Here is a 3,500-nt window from a genome sequence, read left to right on the forward strand (position 1 = left end):
GTTCTGAAACCAAAGAACTGATCAAAAAACCATCAAATTAGAGGCTTGGGCGCGGCAACGGCCCGCGCCCTCGGAATCTGGGCGCTGCTGACCAGCCCGGTGCAATATCCGGGCTAGCCACCTGGTTAAGGTTACGCCCGATTGCACCCAACTCACGGCATGATTGACGCAACGCATTAATCTCTTCATCAGTAAGGACAGGTTCGCGATGAAGAGCAGCCAGCACGACCGCTGTCGTCCAGCTGGTACGATTTAAGTACCCTTCTTCTTGAGCCATCCCGTCCATTTTTTTGAAATCCCCAGGCGCTAGCCGAATCGTAACCTTTTCAGATTTTGATTCTGCGCTACTGGCAGCAGCATGAGGCGCACAGCCAGACACCTTCCGGATCATCATCCTTAGCATCTTGGATTCACTAACATGACTCGCTCTGCAGAATTGATTCCACGCTGCCTTCTCATCATCAGTCAGTCGAGTTCTAGTCACCTTCATGATCGTCAACCCATACGTAGACACTTCTATAGAACTATGAACCTGCCCGAGCACTTGGTACCAAATGCCAGCACTTTGCGAATCCTGCCCTAGCCCTAAACCCATACATTTTTTTCGTACGTAAGAAAAAATGGCGACTCCTCGGGCGAGGCTAGCAACCACAGGTATACGCGTTAGGCTACGCCATTAGTAATACGCACGGACCCGTGAACACCTTTGGAATATTCAGAAATTTCGTGCGCACGAAAAGCTGCATGTGCTATTGGCTGCGTTGCCGTCCTCGATCCCAAGGGCTTCGCCATTAGTAATACGGACGGACCTGTCTCAAACCTGCTCGTCGCCGGGCTTAGATCGGGAAACTTCGCCCTTACTCAGGGGAGAGGCAGTTGTCTCAACCGTATCTGTCTCTTCACGCTCCCGACGACGCTTGGCCAGCTCTGCTTTTATCCACTGCCCAGACGCACGCATCTCGGCGCGCAGCTCTTCGATCTCCTCGGGTGTCAAACGGCGGTAGCTCACGGAGTCTCCTCCTGTCGTGTAGCACGCCGGAGCCCGGGATATATCGCTGCGCGCCATCGCCATTGGAGCACGCACACGGCGATACCTGTCGCACAGACAAATAGGGTGCGCGCAATATCACCATCGCCAGCAAGGGTGCCACTGACCAAGCCAGGCAGTTCAGGGAGCAACGCCACGGACAGCAGGATATCCACCATCAGAAGTAAGCCCGAGAATCCCAGCTCCACCCCACGCTTTACCCGCGCCCAGCGGACGCGCCAGGCATCTAACCATCTAGTCTTGGCATTCATGGCTTACCCCCAGTGATCGTATTACCAGCGCCAAAGCGCTTCTGATAGGCGTGGTAGGCCTTTTTGGCACCTTGGTAAGGTGCTGTAGCAGCATTACCTGCCAGACGTGCATCACGCTGAACACCACGATACTGGCGCCGGATCGATGAGGGACGCATCGCGGACATAGCGGAGCCCAGAGCGCCCTGAGTTGCCAGTGCCACACCACCACCCAATGCAGAAGCAATGGCCGGAACCTGCTTCAGCACAAGGATGCCAAGGGCGAAAAAAGCAATCAGATAGGCGCTTGTGGTCATACTGGCCATGCTGCTTGCCGACGACACCACGATGTTCATGAACGCCTCGCTGACATCGATGACCATGCGCCCAATGGCTGAGCCCAAAACCAGCAGCATGCCGAAATTAATCACCATGCCCAGCCAGCTCTCGAAAAAACGTTGGGTGCTGTTAAACAGCAGGCCGATGATAAAGAGCGGACCAATCGCCAGCAGCACTGTCGTTGCCACCTTGCTGGCCAGCAGGAGAAACGCCACTACGATGGCAACACCACCACCAAACACCATGATCAGAATTGCCACCAGATACATGCCGAAATCACCACTCATGACTCCCGCTTTATCCCAGGCCTGATCAGCTACGGCGAGAACGCGGGAGAACAGGCTGTCCAAAATGGCCGCTGCGCCTCCATTGGACCCCGTGATGACTGCTGCTAGCTTTTCCGGGCCGTGAGCCAGCACGTCAACCATGACGCTCATATAGGTACCGACCGTCAGCCCCAAAGTCATGATGAAGCCGATGCGAAGGATGCGAAAAACGCCCTCCTGCAAGGGCTCACTGACCTTGCCAAACATCATCAAATAGCCCCAGATGGCGATCCAGACGATCAACATGCTGGTGAACATTGGAGTGATATAAGCGACGAGGTCAGTAGCCGTGTTGACGATGTACTGGTCCAGTGCCTGATCAACGACGGAGAACATGCCTTCAAACAGGTTCATGAGTCCTCCTCGCTTTTGAGGCTAGACAGGTCGAGCTCGAAGGGCTCACCGCTAGACAGTGCCCGCTCCGCCTGGAGTGCATTAATGCAATTCGGCGCCTCCTGGAGTTCGCCAGGGTTGTTGCCACACGTCTCCAGTGTCACCTTGCGCTCGTCGTGATGCGCTTTGTACCAGTCCACGGTCTGCACCGGGCCAGTATTCGGGGTATCATCAAAACACCCCGACTGCGCAACGCTGACCAGAACCACAATGGCAATATTTCGTGCGCACGAATTTTTCCTGATACTCATAAGGCCTCCTTACCAATCAAGCTCGAAAGGTTCCCCTGATGATGCGACGCGCATCTGCTGTACGCGCTGGTTGTGCATGGCTTGGCTAGCCTCGGCCTGCGAACGGAGCATGGACAGCTTTGCCATCTCGTTTTGCAGCATGACTTGCTCGGCGCCGATACGGGCCTGGAGGTCCAGAACGTCTTTCTGGTCAGGGCTGTTGTTGACCTCAGCCACCAAGCCAGTCAGCTCGCTGAAACGCTCCTGCGCCTGTTCCAGGGACTTTTGGGACTGGCCAAGCCAGGTCGCCGTGTTCTGGTTGCCGCTGTCGTACAGGTCCGCCACATCGCCGGTCAGGCCGTGTTCATTCGCCCCACTGATGCCGGCGTCATTCAGCACTTGGTTAGGATCGATGTTCACGGCGGTGTCGTAGGCCGAGTCGATGACATTGCCCAGGCCACGAACGCCGCTCATGCTGTCCAGCTCCTTGTTGGCTGTTTCGAGCTGGCTTTTCAGTTGGTCGATCTGAGCCAACATGTGCTGGACCTGGAGCATCTGCTGAGTCAGATTGGAAACATCAATAACTGGGATCCCACCTGCCATGACGGGCTGTGCTAGGCCAACCGTGGCCGCGATGGCTACACCGGCCATTTTTCGTGCGCACGAAATTTTGATGCTCATGATCTAACCTCCTTTTGAGGCTTCTGACGGTTCGCCTTGGCCTCCAGACGCCGTTTCGTTCTCTGGAGCGTGAGTGCCCGCTTTTCAAAATCCAGGCTTTTCAGATCGATGGATTCCATCACTTCTTTCATCTCCCTGAATCCGTGATGCCGGCGTCGACACTTCCCCTATCACCGCCAGCGAGCATTTTCTGACCGCCGATTCCGTCTCACCCGCTGAACGCATACCGGGGAGGACCAACCATGGCGACGCT

5 protein-coding genes are annotated in these 3,500 nt (G+C 55.7%); all 5 read right to left on the reverse strand.

Annotation, left to right across the window (positions count from 1 at the left end; translation table 11 throughout):
• Nucleotides 1–814: 814 nt before the first annotated feature.
• Genes ACPF7Z_RS19280 through ACPF7Z_RS19300 form a run of 5 tightly spaced genes read right to left on the reverse strand, consistent with a single transcriptional unit; the run spans nucleotide 815 to nucleotide 3,247 of the window.
• On the reverse strand, nucleotides 815–1,009 hold the full coding sequence (locus tag ACPF7Z_RS19280; RefSeq protein ID WP_425194858.1) for a hypothetical protein: 195 nt from the start codon (nucleotides 1,007–1,009) through the stop codon (nucleotides 815–817).
• Nucleotides 1,006–1,299, reverse strand: a complete 294-nt coding sequence (locus ACPF7Z_RS19285) for a hypothetical protein (protein WP_425194859.1) — start codon at nucleotides 1,297–1,299, stop codon at nucleotides 1,006–1,008. The genes ACPF7Z_RS19280 and ACPF7Z_RS19285 overlap by 4 nt, the downstream gene beginning before the upstream one ends.
• Nucleotides 1,296–2,297: a type IV secretion system protein gene (locus tag ACPF7Z_RS19290; protein WP_425194860.1), complete on the reverse strand. Its 1,002-nt coding sequence runs from the start codon at nucleotides 2,295–2,297 to the stop codon at nucleotides 1,296–1,298. The genes ACPF7Z_RS19285 and ACPF7Z_RS19290 overlap by 4 nt, the downstream gene beginning before the upstream one ends.
• Entirely contained in the window at nucleotides 2,294–2,587 is a 294-nt protein-coding gene (locus tag ACPF7Z_RS19295) for an EexN family lipoprotein (protein WP_425194861.1), read from the reverse strand. The genes ACPF7Z_RS19290 and ACPF7Z_RS19295 overlap by 4 nt, the downstream gene beginning before the upstream one ends.
• A 9-nt stretch (nucleotides 2,588–2,596) precedes the next feature.
• Nucleotides 2,597–3,247, reverse strand: a complete 651-nt coding sequence (locus tag ACPF7Z_RS19300) for a type IV secretion system protein (RefSeq protein WP_425194862.1) — start codon at nucleotides 3,245–3,247, stop codon at nucleotides 2,597–2,599.
• Nucleotides 3,248–3,500: the final 253 nt, after the last annotated feature.

Source organism: Halomonas sp. GXIMD04776 (genome assembly GCF_049808615.1).
Taxonomy (GTDB): Bacteria; Pseudomonadota; Gammaproteobacteria; order Pseudomonadales; family Halomonadaceae; genus Modicisalibacter.